The organism is Motilibacter peucedani, assembly GCF_003634695.1.
GTDB lineage: Bacteria > Actinomycetota > Actinomycetes > Motilibacterales > Motilibacteraceae > Motilibacter > Motilibacter peucedani.
On record NZ_RBWV01000008.1, the window covers coordinates 1 to 1,111 of the forward strand.

The 1,111-nt window shown below is 70.5% G+C and carries 1 protein-coding gene; it reads left to right on the plus strand.

Going from position 1 to position 1,111, the window contains the following annotated elements; translation table 11 throughout:
* Positions 1-117: 117 nt before the first annotated feature.
* On the plus strand, positions 118-1,111 hold a 994-nt coding region (locus tag CLV35_RS01490), incomplete at its 3' end, for an IS481 family transposase (protein ID WP_121191668.1).

The following is a 1,111-nucleotide window of genomic DNA, read 5'->3' on the forward strand; positions in this document are numbered from 1 at the left end:
TGTACTGACCGGACAGGTTGGTGCAGGGCGACACGCCTCTAGCGGTACTTGATCAGGGAAGGCCCCCGGAGCTGGGGTGGAGCTGTCGAAGAACCAGCCCAGCCTCCGGAGGCCTTCATGCCGCACCGTAACGCCCCGTTGACCGAGCTCGGCAGGTTGCGTCTCGCGCGCAGCATCGTCGAGGACGGCTGGCCCATCGCGCACGCCGCCGCCCGGTTCCAGGTCTCCCGCCCGACCGCGACCCGATGGGCCGAGCGCTACCGCGAGCAGGGGGCGGCCGGCATGCGCGACCGGTCCTCCCGGCCTCGGCACTCTCCACGCCGGACACCGCAGCCGGTGGTCCGCAAGATCGTGCATCTGCGCTGGAAGCAGCGCCTGGGCCCGGTCGCGATCGCGGGCAAGGTCGGACTCGCGCCCTCCACGGTGCACCGGATCCTGGTGACGTGCCGCATCAACCGGCTCTGGCACGTGGACCGGGTGACCGGCCAGCCGATCCGCCGCTACGACATGGAGCGGGCCGGCGAGCTGGTCCACGTCGATGTGAAGAAGCTGGGCAACATCCCCGACGGCGGCGGCTGGCGATATCTGGGCCGCGAGCAAGGCGAACGGAACTCCCACGCGCACCGCGACCCGCAGCGGCCCCGCAAGGTCGCCGGCCGCGTCAACCTCGGCTACTGCTACGTCCACTCCGCGATCGACGCCTACACCCGGCTGGCCTACAGCGAGGCCCTCGACGACGAGACCGCTGCCACCGCGCTCGCGTTCTGGCGACGCGCCCGGGCCTTCTTCACCGGCCACGGCATCACCGTCGAGCGCGTGCTCACCGACAACGGCAGCGCCTACGTGTCTCACGCCTGGCGCGACGAGAACGCCCGGCTCGGGATCAAGCACACCCGCACCCGACCCCGCCGCCCTCAGACCAACGGCAAGGTCGAACGCCTCAACCGCACCCTGCTCGAGGAGTGGGCCTACAAGCGGCTCTACACCTCAGAGAAAGCCCGCCGCGCAGCCCTGCCAGCATGGCTCCACCACTACAACCACCACCGGCCTCACACCGCCCTCGGGAACCAGCCACCGATCGACCGCTGCACCAACGTCTCCGAGCAGTACA